Raw genomic sequence first — 19,685 nt, forward strand, 5'->3', positions numbered from 1 at the left:
AATATATGTTTAGCGAAAGATTAAAACAATTAAGAAAATCTATGAAGTTAACTCAAAAAGAACTAGCAGAAAAATTAGGACTGTCTCCTGGAGCTATAGGTTTATACGAACAAAACAGACGGACTCCTGATATCGAACTACTTAACAAAATAGCTACTTATTTTGATGTAACTGTAGACTATCTATTAGGTAGAACTAATAATCCTACTACAGTTAGAATCGAAGGAGATAAACTCCCTAAAGAACTAAGAGAAATAGGTATAGAATATTTGACAATAGCTAAAGAAATGGCTGATAAGGAAATACCTCCAGAGGACATCAAAAAAATAATAGATGTTTTAGTAAATAGAAATAAATAAAAAATGGCAACTATTTAATTATTGTTGTCATTTTTTATTTATTTAGAGTTATTTTTTTTGATTTTCATAGAAAATAATGGTATAATTTCTTTGAATATACAGAATATATAATATATACAAAAGAAAGGAGTTTTGCCAATGAAAAAAATTTTAAAATGGGGATTAATTGCATTTATAGGATTGATTATTATTTGTGCAATAGCTGGGGGCGAAAATGATAATCCTAATGAATCATCTGAACCTGCTTCTGCAACAGCAACTGCTACTCAAGAAGAAACTATTGTTACAGAAACTGCAAATTATATTGTAGATGATGGTATGTATAAAGTAGGTACAGATATTCAACCAGGAGAATATCTGATTGTTGCTGACGGAATGGCCTATTATGAGTTAGATAAAGATTCAAGCGGAAATCTTGAAAGTGTTATATCAAATGATAATTTTACTATAAACAGATATATACAGATAAAAGAAGGAGAATACTTAAAACTAAAAAACTGTAAACTATATGCAGTTGATAAAGCTCCAGAATTAGCTGTAAAAGAAATGTATAAAGTTGGATATGATTTACAAGCTGGAGAATATAAAGTTGTAGCTGAAGGCATGGGTTATTATGAAGTTGCAAAAAATGCTAGAGGCGGAGTAATGAATATAGTTGCAAATGAAAATTTTGAAGGTGAAACTTATATAACAGTACAAGATGGTCAATACTTAAAACTTCAAAATGCTAAATTAAAATAATATTTAAAGAGCAGAATAACTGCTCTTTTCTATTTATGTTCATAATTTTCGTTAATATACAAATCTTTTACTTTAATCTCATCTATGTAATTTATATCTATCTTTATTTTTTCATAATTATCTGTGTTTTTTAATTCTTCATTTGTTTTTTTCATACACTTTCTCCCCTTTTGCTTGTTTATTCTTAGTCTTATTTATCTTTATAGAACATTTGTTCTTTTTTTATTCTATTTCCATTATATACCTCTAATTCACCCTAGTCAAGAACGTTTGTTCTCGTGAAAATATATACTTTTTTGTGGTATAATAACTATATAATTACCTTGAAAGGATGTGTAAATTATGAATAATGAATTATTAACCACGCTTAGACAATTACTTAAAGAAGAATTAGAACCAATTAAATCTCAAATTAATGAAAATACTCAACTTTTAAGCGAACTTAAAACTAAAATTAATAATCTTGAACAAGGTCAATTTAATCTTGAGTCTAAACTAGATACAGTATCTAATAAGCTTGATGATTTTGAAACTAAAAATGCCCAAAGACACATAGAGATCATTGACAAACTTAACTCTGATATTGAATTTATAAAACATAAAGAATTTAAAAATGAAGAAGATATTTTTAAGCTAAAAAAGAATCTTCAAATTATCAAATAAAGCTGAGCTTTTGCTTGGCTTTATTTTTTTAACATAAATCCCCTCCTTTTAATTTATTTTGGTTATTTGGTTACAGTATACTATCCTGTCCAAAATCTGTCAAAACATTGGAAATACTTGGGTTAAAATGCTCTCTTAGGAGTACTTTTAAATTCTTTATCATAAAAAAAATAATCTTTTCTATTAAAAACTATACTCCCTTTGGAGTACTTTTTAGTTTATAATGTTATATTGAGGTGTGTCGAAAATTGAAAGATATAATAAGTAACCGTCTAAAATTCATCAGATTAAGTCTTAAAATGTCGCAAAAAAATTTTTCAAATTTCTTAAATATCTCTTTAAGAACTTATCAAAGTATAGAACAAGGTAGAAAGCACCCAGGATTAATTACTATTATTAAAATAGCTAATAAATTAGGTGTATCGCTTGATTGGCTCTTAGGAAGAGATTTAAAATACATATATGGAACAGATGCAGACATAATTGAATTAATCAAATTCAAAACAAGTAATAAATATCAAAACAAATAGCAAATAAAAAGTATAATTAAAAATAAAATGCTAATATAATAAAAAGAAAGGAGTTATTTATGAAAGCTGCAATTTATTCTCGTAAATCTAAATTCACAGGTAAAGGCGAGTCTATAGAAAATCAAGTACAAATGTGTATAGATTATGCTAAAAATATAGGTATAGAAGATTTTTACATATATGAAGACGAAGGCTTTTCTGGAAAAAATATAGATAGACCACAATTTCAAAAAATGATAAAAGATGCTAAAGATAAAAAATTTGATGTTTTAATATGTTATAGACTAGACCGTATAAGTAGAAATATAGCTGACTTTTCAGCTCTTATACAAGACCTTCAAGATATGGGTATATCTTTTATATCCATAAGGGAACAATTTGACACCTCCACTCCTATGGGCAGAGCTATGATGTATATAGCTTCTGTATTCGCTCAACTTGAAAGAGAAACTATTTCTGAACGTATTAGAGATAATATGCATGAACTTGCTAAAACAGGTAGATGGCTTGGAGGGCAAGCTCCTCTTGGATATGATAGTGAACAAATAGTATATTTTGATGAAAATATGAAAGAAAGAAAAATGTATAAACTATCTGCTAATGAAGAAGAACTGAAAATAGTTAAACTTATATTTAAAAAATATCTAGAAACTAAATCTTTATCTCAAGTTCATAAGTATATGTTAATCAATAACATAAAAGGTAAAAATGGTGGAAATTTAGCTAAAGGAAGTATCAATGATATATTAAAAAATCCTGTATATGTTAAAGCAGATGAACAGGTTATTGATTATCTAGAGTCCCTTGGAATTTCAGTTGTTGGAAAACCTGACAAAAAACATGGAATATTAACTTATTCTAAACGTAGAAACGGAAAAGAAACAGATATGACTAAATGGATAGCTGCTATAAGTAAACATAAAGGAGTAATAGATTCAAAAGATTGGTTATTAGTTCAAAAAATATTAGAAAAAAATAAAGCAAAAGCCCCTAGAACTGATACTAGCCATACCGCTATACTTACTGGAGTAATTAAGTGTAAATGCGGATCAGGCATGAGGGTTATTTATGGCAAAAAAAGAAAAAATGGTACTAAGCCTTTTTATTATACATGTACTATGAAAAATGATTCTGGAGGCACTAGATGTAAAAGTAAAAATCTAAATGGAACAGAAGTAGAAAATATAGTAATTAATGAAATAAAAAAAATAAATAAAAATATCTTAATCCAAGAATACAAAAATGTAAAAAATCATTTATCCAATAACGATAATTTAATAGAAATAGAAAATATCAACAAAAAAATAGTCGATAATGAATCAGCTATTTCTAATTTAGTTAAACAATTATCTAAAAATATTGATAGTATAGCATCTAACTATATTATATCAGAAATCGAAAAACTAAATGAGGAAATATCTAAATTAAAAGAAAAATTAAATGAACTAAATCAAAACAAAAAAATGTTAAACAATAATTTATTCAATATAGATATGGTTTTAGAAGCTCTAAATAGGTTTAATAAAGAAATTGACAATGCATCTATAGAAGATAAAAGATTTTTAATTTCTATGCTAGTTGATAAAATAATTTGGGACTATGAATCTGGTGAAATCAAAATAATTTACTGGGGAGGAGTAAAAAAAAATTAAACTCCTCGCCTAAATTTCCCAATGTATTGCATTTTGGTCGTACTAGCTTCTGTATGCCCAACAAAAAATCCACTTTTCTCTCCAGCAACAAATAAATTATCTACCCCTATCACCTTCATATTATTATCTCTTGGAGCAATAGATAAATATCTTATAGAATTTCCAATACCAGCTGAATACGGATCTTCAAATTTAACATTTTCAAACCCTTTTATTTTTCTAAGTTTTTCCAAAGGATAAAAAGGTGTCATAAGTTTTGCATGACCTGTATCAAGAAGAACTATATTTTTTGCAAACTCATCTAAAGCATATTGTTGACATACTTTTATATCCAATTTGCCTTCATTTATTTCTTCTTTAGGAAGAGGTATTATAGCTATTCCTTCTTTATTAAGCTTTTCTCTTATTTCTTTACTTAAAGATTCTTTATTTAATTTAATAGAACCACTAAAAGCTCCATAAGTTCCATCTTTTCTTTGTCCTATTATATCTTCAATTCCACATTTTTTAGTAATACTTACTCGCCCACCAAAAGATGGACATCTCAAGATACACATTGAACATCCATTTCCATACTTAAGACAATTTCCCATTGGTCCTGTAGATCCTGTAGTTTCTATAAATGAATCTCCCTCTAATTCATTTTGATTTTCAAGAATAACAGCTCTTATTTTTTTATTTTCCATTTTCACATCTACAACTCTAGAGTTGAAAAATATTTTTATATCCATATCTAATATTTTTTTTCTTACAACACTTTCAATTAAAGTAACATCGTATAAACTTGCATGTTTATGCCCCGGAAAATCAATATTTTTATGTCTTGAATATTTATCTGTTAACTCAAATAATTCTCTTCCCCCTAATAATATATTTTCTTCTGTAGCTGTAAACCTTCCATTATTTCTCATTATTCCTCCAACATTTCCAAGACCAAGAAGCATATCTGTTCTTTCTAAAATAGTTACATCAGCACCTGCTTTTTTAGCACTTATTGCAGCTGCACATCCAGCCCATCCTCCACCTATTACAACAACTCTTTTCATTTTAAAGCCTCCTTTAAATATATTCTAGGCTCTATTTGAGTTTTACAAGTTCTTATTTTTTCTCCTTTTATATTAACAATACAAGCACCACAAATTCCTTCACCACAACAAATCAAATTATTATTTGTAATTGCTAAAGGTATATTTTTGTCAACTTCATCTACTAAATTCATAATATTTTTATTAAAAAAATTAGATCCTGCACTAAATACTAACCCTACTTCTTTTTTTAAATTTTCTTTAATTAAAAATAACTCTTTGTTAAAATCAATACAATTAATTTTAACATTATAATTTTTAAGCATTTTTTCAACAATTAAAATACGCTTCCCATTTTTATCAATAAATATTTCTAATTCATTATTATTTTTTAAAAGTTGATTGCAAACATTTATTAAAGTAACTGCTGACAACCCTCGAGTAACTAAAATAACTTTTTTATCCCTTATTTTTTTTAAATATTTAAGTCCAAATATCCCATTAGCATAAGGTCCTTTTATATATATTTTTTTATTTTTCAATAAATCTTTAGTTTTAGGTCCTATACCTTCAATAATAATACTCAATATATTATCATCTAAATTTACGCTCATAACAGAAATTGGACTATTAAATTTTTCTTCTTTTCTATTTTCTCCTCTTAAAAGTATATAAGATCCCGGATGTATCAACTCAGTAGCTAAGCCTTTAGGTATTTCTATTTCTAATAAGTATATGTTTTCTCTAATTTCAATTTTGCTTTTAATATTACATAAAACATCTTTTCTAAGTTCATTTATTCTTTCATTATTTTTTATAAAATTTTGGTATATACATACTCCCTGCCAATTACAATCACAAAACTCATCACCTCCTAAATGAGAACAAACTATACAATCTTTAGTTTCAGCTAAGTGACAAGGACAATATATGCTTCCAGCATCAACACATACATTGCTTTTCATAAATATCCCTTCCTTATTATTTAAATAACATCATTACTATAATTTATTTATATTTCTTTATTTTGGTTACAAATCATAAAAAAAAGCTGAAAGCATTTTTTGCTTTCAGCTTTAATTTTGATTACTATTATTTTCATTATTATTATGATTACTCTCAAGTTTTTTATTTTTACTTTTCCCATTAAACATTTCATGTATATTTTCCATAAGCTTAGGAGTTTTATTTAATATATTATCAAGCATATTTGCATTTTGATCTATATACATTAACTTCGTTTCATTATTATCTACAACCATAAATGCTACAGGTTGAACTGTTATTCCAGCTCCTGCACCTCCTGCAAATGGATAGGTTTCATTAATTTCATTTTCTTTACTTCCTTGTCCTTTATTGTATTCTCCTCCTCCTGAAGCAAAGCCAAATGACAATTTTGATATTGGTATTAGTACTGAGCCATTTGATGTTTCAACAGGATCTCCTACAATAGTATTTACATCTATCATTTCTTTCATATTTTCCATAGTTGTTTTCATTAAACTTTCAATAGGATGTTGTTGTTCATTCATTATATACACCACCTTCATTTATTTAAAAACTTTTATAGTATTTAATTAAATGTAAAAAATTTATTATTTTTAAATTAAATATCGTTTTAATGTAAATTCTCAGTGCATTTTCATTAAATCCTGGTGTTATTTTTAGATGTATATTTTTTGTATTTATATTATCGTATATGTACTTGTAAATTATATTAATAAAATTAAATAAAAATATACTTAAAAATACATTTTCACTTGAAAAATACATATCACTCTTCAAATCTTCTATTTTTGCTTTTTTAAAAATATACTTAAATGCTTCCATTTGATTGCGTAAACTCTCAACTAATTCTTCATTGCTTAATTTTTCATTAATTTTAGTTATTAAATTACCTTGTTTCGAAAACTTTTCTGTAAATTTAAAGTTTAAACCCTCCTTATTAGCATATAAATCAAAAAATGGATATTTTTTTTCATATCTAATAATTCCAAAAATAGCACTTATTTTAAATATTACTTCATCATTTTTCCCATTTTTATTTAAATTTATACTTATTCTCACTTTAGAATTAATAAATATAAAAATCAAAACTATTAAACTTAAAAATATAATTATATAATTATTCATATCAATATTATTTCCTAAAACTTAAAATAAATACTTTTTTTTAAAAAACTATTGACTTTTTTTTATTTTAGTGTATATTTAATATTTGTAAACATAAAGTTTACTTTTAGGAAATAACATAAATAATAAACTTTAAGTTTACTATTTATAAATATTTTTCCTTTTTTAGGAGTGATTATTTTGCAAATCGGCAGAAAAATTAATCGGTTAAGAATACTAAATGGACTAACACAAGAAGAGCTAGCTCAAAGATGTGATTTAACTAAAGGTTTTATATCAAAAATAGAAAGAGATCTTACATCTCCTTCTATTGCAACATTAATGGATATACTAGAAGCATTAGGAACAGATTTAAAATCTTTTTTTAATGAAGATACTGAAGAAAAAATAGTATATAAAAAAAATGATATATATGAATCTGTAAATGAAGATTTAAAACATACTATACACTGGTTAATTCCAAATTCTCAAAAAAATATGATGGAACCTATTTTGATAGATATTGAACCTCATGGAAAAACTGTTATAGACAGACCTCATGAAGGTGAAGAATTTGGTTATGTAATAAAAGGTTCTATAACTCTATGTATTGGAAATAAAAAACTTAAAGTAAAAAAAGGAGAAAGTTTTTATTTTACACCAAATAAAGAACATTATATTCTAAATCATTCTAGTAAAAATGCTATTATTTTATGGATTGCTACACCACCATCTTTTTAAAGAAAGGAGTTTTTTTTATGAAAATCGAACAATTAGGAAGACATATTTTAGCAGAATTCTATAACTGTGATAAAGAGTTATTAAATGACCATAAGTTAATTGAAAAATTCATGGTAGAAGCTGCTCAAGAAGCTAAAGCAACTATAGTTAAAAGTGTATTCCACTTATTTAATCCATGGGGAGTTAGTGGAGTTGTAGTTATTCAAGAATCTCATTTAACTATACACACTTGGCCTGAATATGGTTATGCTGCTGTTGACTTTTTTACTTGTGGAAATGAAGTTAACCCTTGGGTTGCTTTTCAATATATGAAAGAAAAATTAAAATCAGAAATAACTGAAACAACAGAAGTTCCAAGAGGACTTGTTGATAAAATCAAACTTTATTCTAAAAATCAAGTTAACCCTACTAATTTTAAAACTTCTGTTTAATCAAAGAACTTGCTAAATTAAAAAACATATAAAATAAACAAACCTAAAACAGAAGGAGGTGAAAACCGTTACAAATACCTTAAAACTAAAAAATATTAAACAATATACAGGTATTTGATAACGGGTATTATATGGAGTTATGGTATACAGAAAAACATTCAGAAAGCGTAAATTTTTCACTAAAAGTAAAAGAACATTTATTTAGTGGACAAAGTGAATTTCAAAAATTAGATATTTTAGACACATATGAATACGGAAAATTAATGACTTTAGATGGATTAGTAATGGTTACTGAAAAAGATGAATTTGTTTATCATGATATGATTGTGCATACTCCAATGGCTGTAAATCCTGATGTAAAAAATGTACTTGTTATAGGTGGAGGAGATGGCGGTACTGTCAGAGAGCTAATGAGATATAATAATATAGAACATGTAGATATGGTCGAAATAGATAAATTGGTTTGTGATGCCGCTAAAAAATACTTGCCTACTTTAAGCTGTGAATTAAATAATCCAAAAGTTACTCTTTTATATGAAGATGGAGTAAAATTTGTTAAAGAATCACCTGATAATAAATACGATTTAATTATAATAGATTCTACTGACCCAATAGGTCCTGGTGAAGGATTATTTACTACTGAATTTTACACTAACTGTCATAGAATTTTGACTGAAAATGGAATATTGGTAAACCAAAATGAATCAGTTTTTTATGAAGATACTCAAGAAGCTGCACTTAAAGCTAATTCAAAACTAAAAAAAATATTCCCAATTGTTAAAGTATATCAAGCTAATATACCAACGTATCCATCTGGATACTGGTTATTTGGATTTGCTTCTAAAAAATATGATCCAATAAAAGATTTACAAGCTGATAAATGGAATTCTTTAGGTTTAAAAACAAAATACTACAATACTGATTTACATGTTGGAGCTTTTGCTTTACCAAGTTTTGTAAAGGAGTTTTTTGAAAATGGATCTATTCAATTCTTATAATTTCATTGGATGTGAAAGCAATTTTAATGAATCGGAAATAGTAATATTTGGGGCTCCTTTTGATGGAACTTGCTCTTTTAGACCTGGTTCTAGATTTGCAGGTTATAGAATAAGAATTGAATCTTATGGACTTGAAACATACAGCCCCTATCTCGACAAAGATTTAGAAGATAAAAAAATATATGATAGTGGTGATTTAGAACTACCTTTTGGAAATAAAGAAAAATCATTAGAACTAATATACGAATATACAAAACATATATTAGATAATGATAAAAAACCTTTTATGATTGGTGGAGAACATTTAGTATCTCTATCACCTATAAAAGCGCTTCATGAAAAGTATCCCGATTTAATTATACTTCACTTCGATGCTCATACAGATTTAAGAGAAGATTATATGGGTGAAAAATTATCCCATGCAACTGTTATTAAAAGAGCTTGGGATTTAGTAGGAGATAATAAAATATATCAATTTGGCATTAGATCTGGCTTAAGAGAAGAATTTAAATGGTCAGATAAAGGGCATACTTATTTAAATAAATTTGATACATCTACCTTAAAAGAAGTAATTAAAATTATAAAAGATAAACCTGTTTATGTAACTATAGATCTTGACATACTAGATCCTTCTATATTCCCAGGAACAGGTACTCCTGAGCCTGGTGGAATTACTTTTAAAGAAATGATGGATTCTATCAAGTTAATGTCTGAATTAAATATAGTTGGAGCTGATGTTGTTGAACTTGCTCCAGACTATGATCCAACAGGTGTATCTACTGCTGTGGCTTGTAAAGTTATAAGAGAACTTATGCTTTGTTTATAATAAAATAAAAGTTTAAAAAAAAATGTTGGAGTGATTAATTTCATTCCAACATTTTTTGAAACTAACAATTATTAATTTGTTTCAAAGCTATTTAGAGGTGGTAACTCTTCTATTTTTTCTAACCCAAATAATTTTAAAAATTCATCTGTTGTTTTATATATTATAGGTTTCCCTATTCTATTAAGCCTTCCAGCTTCCTTTATTAAATTATATTCAATTAAAGTACTTATCGCTTTATCACATTTGACTCCTCTAATTTCTTCTATTTCTACTTTAGTAATAGGCTGTTTATAAGCTATTATAGTCAATGTTTCAAGTGTTGCTTGAGTTAAACTTTTTTTCTTTTTAGGCTCAAATAATTTCCTGATATATTCTTCATACTCTTTATTAGTTCCCATTTGATATTTATCTTGAATTTTTAATATTTGCATACCTCGTTTTTCTTCTTTATATTCTCCTTTTAACTCTTCTAATATATTCTCTATATCTTTTTTATTTATATCAATATTTATAATATCTTTTATTTCTTTCGCTGATATAGGATCTGAAAATACAAATAATATAGCTTCTATTATTTTTTTTATTTTTTCTTTTTCCATAACATCACTCTACCTTTTTCACTATTATATCTGAAAAAAAATCTTCTTGTTTTATTATTATTTCTTTGTTTTTTATAAGCTCTAATATAGAAAGAAATGTAACTATTATTTCTTCTTTATTGCCACTTTTAACTAGTTCTTTGAATAAAAGTGTACCTTCTTTATTAATTTTATATCTTACATAATTTATTTGTTCCTCTAAAGGTATAATTTCTTTTTTATAAATTTTATTTAATTTATCATTTTTTGTCTTTTTCTCTATTATTATATTAGGTAAAAATTTAATAAGCATATTTATATTTAAATTAGACAAATCTAAGTTTTCTTCAAAATAAATTTCTTCTTTTTTTCTATAAAAAATTCCTTCTCCACAATACATTCTATTTTTAAGAAACTCAGAAGCATTTTTAAATTTTTTATATTCAACTAATTTTTCCATTAATTCCTTTCTTGGATCATTATCATCTTCTTCATTATTTTTTTTATATAATAAATATTTAGATTTTATCTCAAGTAATTTACAAGCCATTATTATAAAATCACTCGTTATCTCCATATCCATTATTTCCATATTCTTTAAGTATTTTAAATATTGATCTGTAATTTCAAATATAGAAATATCGTATATATCTATTTTATTTTTTATTATCAAATCATATAAAAGGTCTAATGGTCCTTCATAAACTTTCAATGTTATATTGTAACCCATCTTTATCACCTTATATAAAAGTAAATATTAAATTTCTAACTATATTTAAAATAGGAGTAAGAATATATCCTATTTTGTCTGTAAATACTAAAAAAAACAGTACTATAGTTCCTATATTTTCATATTTCCAATAATAATATTGTAATTTATTCGGCAAAATAGAAAGTAATATTTTCGACCCATCAAGTGGAGGTATTGGAAGAAGATTGAATACTGCAAATCCAATGTTTATCCCAACTATATTTACCAATATACGATGTACAGCATACATTTCTATATAAAAATGTTCAAAGTTTAATATATGCAAAGTAATTATAGCCATTATTATATTAAAAACAGGACCTGCTAATGATATTAAAAACATTCCTAATCTTTTGTTTTTTAAATTATTTGAATTTACAGGAACTGGTTTCGCCCATCCAAAATGTGCAATTATAAGCATTAAAAATCCAATCGGATCTATATGTTTAATAGGATCTATTGTAAGTCTTCCTTCATTTTTAGCTGTATCATCTCCTAAAAGATAGGCTACAGCTCCATGGCCAAATTCATGTACAGAAACAGCTAAAAGTATCCCTGGAATATTTGCTAAAAAATCAATTATCAATTTTCATCTCTCCCATTTTCATTTTGTTTCCTATTAATTATAACAAAACAATATATTTTTTTAAAGAAAAAACTGCACAAGTTAATATTATCACACATATTAATATATACTTCATACTATAAAATATAACTTTCGATTATAAAACACTTCTTAGAAAGGAGTTTATTTCAATGGAAAATATCAACAAAGAAATAAAACTCTTGCTTCAAACTGAAATATTTCAAAAATTTTTGTGTACGAACGCTCTTAAACTCGCTCAATTAAACACATTAATTAACTTATTAATTAAATCTAATATAGATTTTAATACAAGCTTTAACTCCGAAACAAGAAAAAGTCCAAAATCAATATCAGTTACAATATATATAAATCCTTCAACAACTATAACTCGTACTTTTTTATTTGACGATATATAAATTACTATTTTTTCTAAAAAATATGTGTTTTTCATAGAAGTTTCTACATAACTTGAGTAATAAAAAGTATATAAATTGACAAACTATATATCAGGAGGTGAAATTAATGAAATCATCAACATATACTATAATTGCAATATTGAGTTTATCCTTGACATTCGTGGGATGTGCAAATAAACAAGCTCAAGTCACGCCTACACCATCAAATCAAAATACCGGAATATATTCTCCAAATAGACAAGCTAATTACCCAACTAATCCTTATACTGGATATATCGGAAAAAATATAATGCCAAGAAATATAACACGAAACTACAATACAAATCAACCTTTAACTACTAATTTAACTAATAGAAGTAATAAAATAGCTTCAAACTGTAATAAGCTATCTGGAGTTAATAATTGTACAGTTGCAATTTCAGGAGATACTTGTTTAGTTGGAGTAGACCTCGATAAAAATGTAGAAGGGAATTTAACTAACGATTTAAAAAATAAAATTAAATCTACTTGTAAAAATACAGATAAAAACATAAAAAAAGTCGTAGTTACTGCAGATGCAGATTTATATGAAAGGATAAAAAGAATTGGACAAGATATAAATTCAGGAAGACCTCTAACAGGTATAGGTAATGAAATTCAAGAAATTATAAGAAGAGTAACTCCTAGATAACAAAATCTAAAAATCAAAAGCGAATTCTACAGAATTCGCTTTAATTTTTTTATAATATTGTATTTACTACTTTCTGAAGCATTTTAAAATAACTTGCCTTTTTAACTTCTTTAGCTGATATTAAATCTGATTTTAAAATCATTTTATTATTGTGATATACTTGAATTTCTCCCAATTTATCGCCTTTTTTTATAGGGAACTTAATTTCTTTATATATTTTTATTTTCTTTTTAAAATCTTTTTTGTCTCCTTTTTTGTTTAATACATGTAAATCTTCTTTACAAAGTAATTCTAAATATTCAGAGTCTGCCTTTTCTAATTTTATTTTACTAACTACATCATTTTTATTATATATTTTCATCGTTTCATAATTGGCAAATCCATAATTTAATAAAGAAGAAGCTTCTTTAAACCTATCTTTAGATGTTGGAGCACCTAAAACTACTGAAATAAGAGTTAAATTATCCCTAGTTGCAGAAGCTGCAAGACAAAATTTAGCTTCATTTGTAAATCCAGTTTTTATACCATTCGCTCCTTTATAAAATCTTATCAGTTTATTAGTGTTTACAAGTCCAATTTTTTTCTTTTTCTTTCCTACAACTATCTCATCCATCCATATTGTAAGGTATTTATGGATATCTTTATATTTTAATAATTCCTTTGACATTAAAGCTATATCGTATGCACTTGTATAATGATTTTCTACTGGAAGTCCATTTGTATTTACAAAATTTGTATCTTTCATTCCAAGTTCTTTTGCTTTTTCATTCATTTTCTTTACAAAAGCTTCTTCACTTCCATAAATATGTTCTGCCATGGCCACACATGCATCATTAGCAGAAGCTACTGCCATTCCTTTAAGTAATTGATCAACAGTTTTAACTTCTCCTGGCTCTAAAAAAAGTTGACTACCTCCCATACTTGATGCTTTTTCACTTATTGTAACTTTATCATCTAGCTTTATCCTTCCATCTGCAAGTGCTTCCATTGTTAAAAGCATAGTCATAATTTTTGTTACACTTGCAGGTGGAAGTTTTTCATGACTATTTTTCTCATAAAGAATTGTTCCGCTTTTAGCATCCATAAGTATTGCAGATTTAGCACTTAAATTTATATCTTCATTTGCTAATACCACAACTGTTTGTGATAATGTTAATAATAATGTTAAAAATAAACATAACTTTCTTTTCATTTTATTCACCTCATTTCATTTTTAGATATATTTTTACACTTTAAAGCTTTTATTATACAAAACTAGATTTGGTAAAAATAACAACCAAAAAAAAGCTACAATCTTTAAAGATTGTAGCTTTTTTAAAAAGTCTATACTTCCATGATTATAGGTAAAATCATCGGATTTCTCTTTGTTCTTTCATAAAGATAATTTTTAAGTTCATCTTTTATAGTATTTTTGAGATATGCCCATTCTCTTATTTGTTTATTTTCACATTCTGTTAAAGCTTCTCTAACAACAACTTTTGCTTTTTCTATTAAATCTTCTGATTCTCTAACATATACAAATCCTCTTGATATTATATCAGGTCCTGCTATAACCTTTCCATTTTCTTTAGCAATAGTAACAACTACAACCATAAGACCATCTTCAGATAAGTGCTTTCTATCTCTCAATACTATATTTCCTACATCTCCTACTCCTAATCCATCTACAAGTATATTTCCTGAAGGAACATATCCTCCTAATCTTGCACTATTTCTATCAAATTCAACTACACATCCAGTAGTTACTGTAAATATATTTTCTTTTGGCATTCCAAGCGATACTGCAAGTTCTGCATGCTGTTTTAAATGTCTATATTCTCCATGAACTGGCATAAAATATTTAGGTTTTACCAATCTATGCATTAACTTTAATTCTTCTTGACAAGCATGCCCTGATACATGTATATCTGCCAAATCATCATATATAACTTCTGCTCCTTTTTCAAATAACTGATTTATAACTTTTGATACAGTCTTTTCATTACCTGGTATAGGAGTAGCTGAAATTACTACTAAATCTCCTTTTTCTATTTCCATTTTTTTATGTTCAGATGATGCCATCCTAGAAAGCGCAGACATAGGTTCTCCCTGTGAACCTGTTGTTATTATAACTAATTCATCATGTGAATAGTCATTTATTTCATTAAGATCTATCAATATATCTTCAGGAAGTGTTAAATACCCTAAATCTTTAGCAACATTCACTACATTTACCATAGATCTTCCAGATACAGCTACCTTTCTGTTGTATTTATATGCTGCATTTATTATCTGTTGAACTCTATGAATATTTGATGCAAATGTAGCCACTACTATTCTTCTTTTAGCATTTCTAAATATTTCATCAAGAGATGAACCAACTGTTCTCTCTGACATTGCATAACCAGCTCGTTCAACATTTGTAGAATCAGCAAGCATCAATAAAACACCTTTTTTCCCAAGTTCTGCTATTCTATGAAAATCCATCACATCTTCATCTATAGGAGTATAATCTACTTTAAAATCTCCTGTATGAAATATTGTTCCGATTTCAGTATGAATAGCTATAGAGCATGCATCTGGAATACTATGAGTTGTCTTAATAAACTCAACTTCCATAAAATTTAATTTAATTTTATCTTTAGGTTTTACTCTATTTAATTTTACATTATTTAATTTATGTTCTTTTAATTTAACCTCAACAAGTCCTATAGTAAGTTTGGTTCCATAAACAGGTACATTTAACTTTTTCAATACATAAGGCAAAGCTCCTATATGATCCTCATGTCCATGAGTTAAAAATATTCCCTTTACCTTGTCTCTATTTTTTAATAAATAAGTTATATCAGGTATTACAATATCTATCCCAAGCATTTCATCTTCCGGAAAACTAAGACCGCAATCTATCACAATTATCTCATCTTTATACTCTATAGCAGTCATATTTTTTCCTATTTCATTTAACCCTCCCAAAGGTATTACTTTTAATTTTGTAAATTTTCTCACCAATAAAATCATCTCCTTTTATATATAAATTCCTTATGTTACCCGTTCATTTTCTACATCAGGTAATAGCCCAGAACGTCCAACTATTACCATAGTACCTTTTTATTTTACCATATTTTTATATATCGTTAATAGAATAATTTTTGACAAACATATATTCTTTTGATATTCTCAAATAAATAGCATTTATTTTAACTCCCTTATTTAAGGAGGTATTTATGAAAGGTGTTACTCATTTTGCAATAGGAATACTAACAGCTATTGAAACTTCACTTTTAATCGATAAACCTCTAACTCCATCAGGATTTATATTTGCGTCAGTTTGTTCACTACTACCAGATATAGATGAACCTCATTCAATAATTTCAAATGCACTTATTAAAAGTTCTTTTTCTAAAACCATTTACAGATATACTCTCTATATAATTAATATGATTACTTTATTTATTTTAATATACATCAATAAAAATCTAATTCTAAATTTTATAATAAGTTTTAGTATAATTATATTAATTGAAAACAAACTAAAACATATAATTTTGAGAAAATGTTTATTTTCTCTTTTATCTATTATATTATGCTTATCTTTATACTATATAAAAGCACCTTTTCCATTTATATCATTATCTATATTCTTTGGAATAGCGCCATGGCTTAAACATAGAGGATTTACTCATAGTATTTTAGGTGCAATGTTTATGTATTATTTATTAAAAGAAATAGAAAAATTACTCGGTCTCGAATATATAGCACTATACGGATCTATTGGTTATTTATCTCATTTATTTTTAGGAGATATTTTTACAAAAATGGGTATACCAATATTTTATCCAATATCTAATAAAAAAATATCTCTAGGCTTTATAAAAGTCGGAAGTTTTATAGGAAATATATTTGAAGCTATATACATATTTATTTATTTTTTAATAATTATATATACTTTAAAATACAAAATTTAATTTTTAAAAACCCCATGGCAAATGCCACGGGGTTATTTGCAATCACTACATAAGCCAAAAAACTTCACATCGTGATCAAAAATCTTAAATCCGTAGTTTTTTTCTATTTGTTCTTCTAATGTATCAAGTAGATCTTCTTCTACTTCTATTATTTTATTACATTTTTTACATATCAAATGATGATGATTATGTGATTCATTATTTATATTAAGCTCATATCTACAACATCCATCATCTAAATTAAGCTTCGAAACAGCTCCTATATCATCTAATAATTGAAGTGTTCTATACACAGTAGCAAGCCCAATTTCAGGACACTGCTTTTTAACTAAATCATATATCTCTTCACTATTTAAATGTTGACCTTTACTCTTTAACATTATATCTACTATAGACCTTCTCTGTGGAGTTAACTTAAAACCTTCTTCTTTTAGCTTATTTTTTACAACCTCTATATAATTGTCCATTTAATCACCTACATTTTCAAATAATAATATTTTTCAATTAATATTTTATTGAAAATACAATAATTTGTCAAGACCGCTAACTAATATACTGAAAATCAGATTTATTACTTTTTACAATTAGTCTTTAAATTACACTTCTTACAACTACCATTACATTTAAAAAATTCCAACAAACTTGTATAACATCTCGGACATCTCATATCTTTATTTTCTTTTATAGTATATCCACATGTAGGACATTTAATTTCCACAACAACACCTTCTTTCAAAATTATTAAAAAGTCCCTATACTATTTCTATTATAGTATGGGACTTAAATAAACTATATTACAAATAAAGCTAAAATTCCTCCAACTAAAAATGAGATTACAAAACTTCCTATCCATATAGCAACAGATTCCTTCCAACTTCTTTCCTTAAATATAACCATAATAGCTGCTATACAAGGAACAAATAACGTTATAACTACTAAAGATATTAAAAGTTGAGCTGAATTTAGTACTCCTTGTGAAGCTAAATCAGTTAATCCTGCAGCTCCAAAATCTCTTCTTATAATTCCCATTATAAAAGTTTGAGCAACTCTCGGATCTAATTTTAAGAAACCTTGCGTAATAGGTGCAAAAACTTTTATAATTGCATCTAATGCTTTAGTATCTTGAAGTAAAGTTATTATCGCTGCTCCAAGAACAAATAAAGGACCCGCTTCTAATATAAACATCTTCGACTTTACATAAGTCTTTTTTAAAATATTTGAAAATTTAGGTATTCTAAGAGGCGGTAAATCTATTAATAAAGTTGTTGACTCACCTGGCATAAATTTATTCAAAAGTACTCCAACAATCCCGAATACTAATACTATTGTAAATATATATATTAATGTATATTTAGCACCAAGAGATGCTATAAGTCCTGCTATAACTCCAAGCTGAGCTGAACATGGTATAGCAAGTCCAAGAAGCATTGTAGCTATAAACCTTTCTCTTTTTGAACCTAATATTCTAGTTGTCACCGTTGCCATTGTAACACAACCAAATCCTAATATTATAGGAATTATAGCTCTACCATTTAATCCTATAAAAGTTAAAGCTCTATCTACTAATGTAGCAATCCTAGGGAGATACCCTGTATCTTCAAGAATTGATAAGAAAAAGTAAAACCCAACAACTAAAGGAAGTAACAATCCAAAAAGATATATAGGTGCCATTGTTAAAACTCCAAATTCCCCTAAAAACAAATGTCCAATAAAAGTATCAAGAGGAATAACTTTTCCTAAAGTATTCATAATAAAATGGTAATAATATTCTCCCATTATAACCTCTTCAGTTATACCAACTATAGTTTGAGCAACAAAGACTCCTATTGCCTGATATATTAAATATAAAGTAAATAAAAGTATAGGTATACCAGTTAAAGGTTGTACCATCCATCTTCCTAATTTAGTTTTAAGAGAAGCACCTTCATTAATTTGTCTAACAGTCATCTCTATTATACTATCTATTCTAGATCTTCTTTTTGTATATATTTCCTCTCTTAACTTTGGAGCATTTTTTATATTATGTCTTTTAATTATATTTTCATCTTCTTCAAGAATTAAAAGTTTTTCCGAATCTAAATCTACTTCGTTTTTTATTTTTTCTTTATTTTCTTTTACAATATCTAATATATTTCCTACTCTAGCTTGCCTTATACTTTTTTTAACTTCTTCTAAACCTTCTCCCTTTATAGCACTAGTAGGTATAACTTTAACTCCTAATTCTTCCGAAAGTTTATCTATATCTATCTCTATTCCATTTCTTTTAACATCATCCATCATATTAAGAGCTACTATTACAGGTTTCCCTGTATCAATTATTTGTTGAGTTAAAAATAAGTCTCTTTCTAAGTGAAGTGCATCTACTACATTTAAAATTATATCTGCATGTAGTATTACATCTCTAGCTACTCTTTCTTCATCATTAAAAGATGATATGCCATAAACTCCTGGAGTATCAATCACTACATATTTTTCAAATCTACCAGAACTTATATCTACCGTAGTTCCTGGAAAATTAGATACATCTACATACATTCCAGTCAAATAATTAAAAAATACAGATTTACCCACATTAGGATTTCCTGCTAAAACTAATTTTATATCTAAATCTTCAATTTCTACATTTGGATTACAAGTATGACATGTGGACATAATAACTTCC

General features: G+C 26.5%; 25 protein-coding genes. 11 read left to right on the forward strand and 14 right to left on the reverse strand.

Annotated elements, in window-relative coordinates:
• Positions 1-5 precede the first annotated feature (5 nt).
• Both BUA19_RS03205 and BUA19_RS03210 read left to right on the forward strand, forming a co-directional pair.
• Positions 6-359, forward strand: a complete 354-nt coding sequence (locus BUA19_RS03205; RefSeq protein WP_072723617.1) for a helix-turn-helix domain-containing protein — start codon at positions 6-8, stop codon at positions 357-359.
• Between the two features lie 138 nt (positions 360-497).
• A complete protein-coding gene (locus BUA19_RS03210; RefSeq protein ID WP_072723623.1) occupies positions 498-1,100 on the forward strand; it encodes a hypothetical protein in 603 nt (200 codons plus the stop codon).
• Positions 1,101-1,129: 29 nt separating this feature from the next.
• Here BUA19_RS03210 and BUA19_RS12010 read toward each other — a convergent pair whose 3' ends face one another.
• The gene (locus BUA19_RS12010) at positions 1,130-1,255 is read right to left on the reverse strand and encodes a hypothetical protein (protein WP_278280447.1); all 126 of its coding nucleotides are present in this window, start codon (positions 1,253-1,255) and stop codon (positions 1,130-1,132) included.
• Between the two features lie 187 nt (positions 1,256-1,442).
• On the opposite strand from BUA19_RS12010, the gene BUA19_RS03215 reads away from it, so the two are divergent.
• The 3 genes from BUA19_RS03215 to BUA19_RS03225 all read left to right on the forward strand — a co-directional run bounded on the left by BUA19_RS03215 (position 1,443) and on the right by BUA19_RS03225 (position 3,945).
• A complete protein-coding gene (locus BUA19_RS03215; protein ID WP_072723625.1) occupies positions 1,443-1,763 on the forward strand; it encodes a hypothetical protein in 321 nt (106 codons plus the stop codon).
• 248 nt (positions 1,764-2,011) lie between these two features.
• Entirely contained in the window at positions 2,012-2,293 is a 282-nt protein-coding gene (locus BUA19_RS03220) for a helix-turn-helix domain-containing protein (protein ID WP_072723627.1), read from the forward strand.
• 59 nt (positions 2,294-2,352) lie between these two features.
• A complete protein-coding gene (locus tag BUA19_RS03225) occupies positions 2,353-3,945 on the forward strand; it encodes a recombinase family protein (RefSeq protein WP_072723629.1) in 1,593 nt (530 codons plus the stop codon).
• On the opposite strand, the gene BUA19_RS03230 is transcribed toward BUA19_RS03225, so the two are convergent.
• From BUA19_RS03230 to BUA19_RS03245, 4 genes are all read right to left on the reverse strand, one after another.
• Entirely contained in the window at positions 3,942-4,991 is a 1,050-nt protein-coding gene (locus BUA19_RS03230) for an FAD-dependent oxidoreductase (RefSeq protein WP_084601923.1), read from the reverse strand. The two genes, BUA19_RS03225 and BUA19_RS03230, sit on opposite strands and share 4 nt — an antisense overlap.
• The gene (locus tag BUA19_RS03235; protein WP_072723632.1) at positions 4,988-5,935 is read right to left on the reverse strand and encodes a sulfide/dihydroorotate dehydrogenase-like FAD/NAD-binding protein; all 948 of its coding nucleotides are present in this window, start codon (positions 5,933-5,935) and stop codon (positions 4,988-4,990) included. Before BUA19_RS03235 ends, BUA19_RS03230 begins: the two co-directional genes overlap by 4 nt.
• A 111-nt stretch (positions 5,936-6,046) precedes the next feature.
• Complete coding sequence (gene ytfJ / locus BUA19_RS03240; RefSeq protein ID WP_072723635.1) at positions 6,047-6,502, reverse strand: GerW family sporulation protein; 456 nt, start codon at positions 6,500-6,502, stop codon at positions 6,047-6,049.
• Between the two features lie 22 nt (positions 6,503-6,524).
• Positions 6,525-7,103 (reverse strand): hypothetical protein, encoded by a 579-nt coding sequence (locus BUA19_RS03245; RefSeq protein WP_072723637.1) that lies wholly within the window; start codon positions 7,101-7,103, stop codon positions 6,525-6,527.
• Between the two features lie 180 nt (positions 7,104-7,283).
• Between BUA19_RS03245 and BUA19_RS03250 the strand changes: the two genes are divergently transcribed.
• The 4 genes from BUA19_RS03250 to speB all read left to right on the forward strand — a co-directional run bounded on the left by BUA19_RS03250 (position 7,284) and on the right by speB (position 10,078).
• Complete coding sequence (locus tag BUA19_RS03250; RefSeq protein WP_072723639.1) at positions 7,284-7,823, forward strand: helix-turn-helix domain-containing protein; 540 nt, start codon at positions 7,284-7,286, stop codon at positions 7,821-7,823.
• 17 nt (positions 7,824-7,840) lie between these two features.
• Positions 7,841-8,254: an adenosylmethionine decarboxylase gene (gene speD / locus BUA19_RS03255; RefSeq protein WP_072723641.1), complete on the forward strand. Its 414-nt coding sequence runs from the start codon at positions 7,841-7,843 to the stop codon at positions 8,252-8,254.
• Positions 8,255-8,385: 131 nt separating this feature from the next.
• Positions 8,386-9,252 (forward strand): polyamine aminopropyltransferase, encoded by an 867-nt coding sequence (gene speE, locus BUA19_RS03260; RefSeq protein ID WP_072723643.1) that lies wholly within the window; start codon positions 8,386-8,388, stop codon positions 9,250-9,252.
• Complete coding sequence (speB, locus tag BUA19_RS03265) at positions 9,230-10,078, forward strand: agmatinase (RefSeq protein ID WP_143145362.1); 849 nt, start codon at positions 9,230-9,232, stop codon at positions 10,076-10,078. The genes speE and speB overlap by 23 nt, the downstream gene beginning before the upstream one ends.
• Before the next feature lie 71 nt (positions 10,079-10,149).
• Here the strand turns inward: speB and scpB are convergent, their stop codons facing one another.
• The 4 genes from scpB to BUA19_RS03285 form a co-directional block, all read right to left on the reverse strand.
• Entirely contained in the window at positions 10,150-10,677 is a 528-nt protein-coding gene (gene scpB / locus BUA19_RS03270; RefSeq protein WP_072723647.1) for an SMC-Scp complex subunit ScpB, read from the reverse strand.
• Between the two features lie 4 nt (positions 10,678-10,681).
• Complete coding sequence (locus tag BUA19_RS03275; protein ID WP_072723649.1) at positions 10,682-11,386, reverse strand: segregation and condensation protein A; 705 nt, start codon at positions 11,384-11,386, stop codon at positions 10,682-10,684.
• 10 nt (positions 11,387-11,396) lie between these two features.
• Positions 11,397-11,993: a site-2 protease family protein gene (locus tag BUA19_RS03280; protein ID WP_072723650.1), complete on the reverse strand. Its 597-nt coding sequence runs from the start codon at positions 11,991-11,993 to the stop codon at positions 11,397-11,399.
• A 256-nt stretch (positions 11,994-12,249) separates the two neighbouring features.
• Entirely contained in the window at positions 12,250-12,444 is a 195-nt protein-coding gene (locus tag BUA19_RS03285; RefSeq protein WP_072723652.1) for a hypothetical protein, read from the reverse strand.
• 71 nt (positions 12,445-12,515) lie between these two features.
• Here BUA19_RS03285 and BUA19_RS03290 point away from each other — a divergent pair, with 71 nt between their 5' ends.
• Positions 12,516-13,079 carry a YhcN/YlaJ family sporulation lipoprotein gene (locus BUA19_RS03290; RefSeq protein ID WP_072723653.1) on the forward strand — a complete coding sequence of 188 codons (564 nt, stop codon included), beginning with the start codon at positions 12,516-12,518 and terminating at the stop codon, positions 13,077-13,079.
• A 49-nt stretch (positions 13,080-13,128) separates the two neighbouring features.
• Here the strand turns inward: BUA19_RS03290 and BUA19_RS03295 are convergent, their stop codons facing one another.
• The gene (locus BUA19_RS03295; RefSeq protein ID WP_072723655.1) at positions 13,129-14,271 is read right to left on the reverse strand and encodes a D-alanyl-D-alanine carboxypeptidase family protein; all 1,143 of its coding nucleotides are present in this window, start codon (positions 14,269-14,271) and stop codon (positions 13,129-13,131) included.
• A gap of 131 nt (positions 14,272-14,402) precedes the next feature.
• On the reverse strand, positions 14,403-16,067 hold the full coding sequence (locus tag BUA19_RS03300) for a ribonuclease J (RefSeq protein WP_408645600.1): 1,665 nt from the start codon (positions 16,065-16,067) through the stop codon (positions 14,403-14,405).
• Positions 16,068-16,282: 215 nt separating this feature from the next.
• On the opposite strand from BUA19_RS03300, the gene BUA19_RS03305 reads away from it, so the two are divergent.
• Positions 16,283-17,023 (forward strand): metal-dependent hydrolase, encoded by a 741-nt coding sequence (locus BUA19_RS03305; RefSeq protein WP_072723659.1) that lies wholly within the window; start codon positions 16,283-16,285, stop codon positions 17,021-17,023.
• Positions 17,024-17,055: 32 nt separating this feature from the next.
• On the opposite strand, the gene BUA19_RS03310 is transcribed toward BUA19_RS03305, so the two are convergent.
• From BUA19_RS03310 to feoB, 3 genes are all read right to left on the reverse strand, one after another.
• Positions 17,056-17,490, reverse strand: a complete 435-nt coding sequence (locus tag BUA19_RS03310; protein WP_072723661.1) for a Fur family transcriptional regulator — start codon at positions 17,488-17,490, stop codon at positions 17,056-17,058.
• A 104-nt stretch (positions 17,491-17,594) separates the two neighbouring features.
• On the reverse strand, positions 17,595-17,741 hold the full coding sequence (locus tag BUA19_RS11685) for a hypothetical protein (RefSeq protein ID WP_178137444.1): 147 nt from the start codon (positions 17,739-17,741) through the stop codon (positions 17,595-17,597).
• 71 nt (positions 17,742-17,812) lie between these two features.
• Positions 17,813-19,675: a ferrous iron transport protein B gene (feoB, locus tag BUA19_RS03315; protein WP_072723663.1), complete on the reverse strand. Its 1,863-nt coding sequence runs from the start codon at positions 19,673-19,675 to the stop codon at positions 17,813-17,815.
• Positions 19,676-19,685 lie beyond the last annotated feature (10 nt).

It is taken from the genome of Tepidibacter thalassicus DSM 15285, from assembly GCF_900129915.1.
Taxonomy (GTDB): Bacteria; Bacillota; Clostridia; order Peptostreptococcales; family Peptostreptococcaceae; genus Tepidibacter; species Tepidibacter thalassicus.

Excerpts from the sequence above, each read along its gene's own strand:
- BUA19_RS03205 (WP_072723617.1), top strand. The coding sequence starts at position 6 with ATGTTTAGCGAAAGATTAAAACAATTAAGAAAATCTATGAAGTTAACT.
- BUA19_RS03210 (WP_072723623.1), top strand. The coding sequence starts at position 498 with ATGAAAAAAATTTTAAAATGGGGATTAATTGCATTTATAGGATTGATT.
- BUA19_RS12010 (WP_278280447.1), bottom strand. The coding sequence starts at position 1,255 with ATGAAAAAAACAAATGAAGAATTAAAAAACACAGATAATTATGAAAAA.
- BUA19_RS03215 (WP_072723625.1), top strand. The coding sequence starts at position 1,443 with ATGAATAATGAATTATTAACCACGCTTAGACAATTACTTAAAGAAGAA.
- BUA19_RS03225 (WP_072723629.1), top strand. The coding sequence starts at position 2,353 with ATGAAAGCTGCAATTTATTCTCGTAAATCTAAATTCACAGGTAAAGGC.
- BUA19_RS03230 (WP_084601923.1), bottom strand. The coding sequence starts at position 4,991 with ATGAAAAGAGTTGTTGTAATAGGTGGAGGATGGGCTGGATGTGCAGCT.
- BUA19_RS03235 (WP_072723632.1), bottom strand. The coding sequence starts at position 5,935 with ATGAAAAGCAATGTATGTGTTGATGCTGGAAGCATATATTGTCCTTGT.
- ytfJ (WP_072723635.1), bottom strand. The coding sequence starts at position 6,502 with ATGAATGAACAACAACATCCTATTGAAAGTTTAATGAAAACAACTATG.
- BUA19_RS03245 (WP_072723637.1), bottom strand. The coding sequence starts at position 7,103 with ATGAATAATTATATAATTATATTTTTAAGTTTAATAGTTTTGATTTTT.
- speD (WP_072723641.1), top strand. The coding sequence starts at position 7,841 with ATGAAAATCGAACAATTAGGAAGACATATTTTAGCAGAATTCTATAAC.
- speE (WP_072723643.1), top strand. The coding sequence starts at position 8,386 with ATGGAGTTATGGTATACAGAAAAACATTCAGAAAGCGTAAATTTTTCA.
- speB (WP_143145362.1), top strand. The coding sequence starts at position 9,230 with ATGGATCTATTCAATTCTTATAATTTCATTGGATGTGAAAGCAATTTT.
- scpB (WP_072723647.1), bottom strand. The coding sequence starts at position 10,677 with ATGGAAAAAGAAAAAATAAAAAAAATAATAGAAGCTATATTATTTGTA.
- BUA19_RS03275 (WP_072723649.1), bottom strand. The coding sequence starts at position 11,386 with ATGGGTTACAATATAACATTGAAAGTTTATGAAGGACCATTAGACCTT.
- BUA19_RS03285 (WP_072723652.1), bottom strand. The coding sequence starts at position 12,444 with ATGAAAAACACATATTTTTTAGAAAAAATAGTAATTTATATATCGTCA.
- BUA19_RS03290 (WP_072723653.1), top strand. The coding sequence starts at position 12,516 with ATGAAATCATCAACATATACTATAATTGCAATATTGAGTTTATCCTTG.
- BUA19_RS03295 (WP_072723655.1), bottom strand. The coding sequence starts at position 14,271 with ATGAAAAGAAAGTTATGTTTATTTTTAACATTATTATTAACATTATCA.
- BUA19_RS03305 (WP_072723659.1), top strand. The coding sequence starts at position 16,283 with ATGAAAGGTGTTACTCATTTTGCAATAGGAATACTAACAGCTATTGAA.
- BUA19_RS03310 (WP_072723661.1), bottom strand. The coding sequence starts at position 17,490 with ATGGACAATTATATAGAGGTTGTAAAAAATAAGCTAAAAGAAGAAGGT.
- feoB (WP_072723663.1), bottom strand. The coding sequence starts at position 19,675 with ATGTCCACATGTCATACTTGTAATCCAAATGTAGAAATTGAAGATTTA.